The organism is Achromobacter sp. GbtcB20, from assembly GCF_019091095.1.
Classification (GTDB): domain Bacteria; phylum Pseudomonadota; class Gammaproteobacteria; order Burkholderiales; family Burkholderiaceae_B; genus Achromobacter; species Achromobacter mucicolens.
Map to the genome: position 1 here is coordinate 1 of NZ_JAGXJZ010000465.1, position 288 is coordinate 288.

Below are 288 nucleotides of genomic sequence, written 5' to 3' on the forward strand. Positions count from 1 at the left end.
AGCTGACCCCGACCGGCGGCACCAGCTTCTCGTTCCGTGAACATGCCGTGTTCAACATCGTCCAAGCCGACTCGAACGGCATGCTGTTCCCGCAGAACTTCGCTGGCGGCAACATCACCGCGACCTTCGTAGCTTACGGCACCGGTAACTTCAGCGGCGCCTTCAAGTTCACCGGCGGCACCATCCGCATGTACCAGAAACCGACCAACGGCCAGTACGGCACCACCGCGGGCGTGTACGGCGCCAACCTGGGCAACCTGATTGCCAGCTTCGGCGTGCTGGCCGGCG

The 288-nt window shown here is 63.9% G+C and carries 1 protein-coding gene; it reads left to right on the plus strand.

Annotated features, from left to right (window positions below):
- Positions 1 to 288 (plus strand): hypothetical protein (locus KVT32_RS29785; protein WP_217619395.1); only part of this gene is annotated, 288 nt, incomplete at both ends.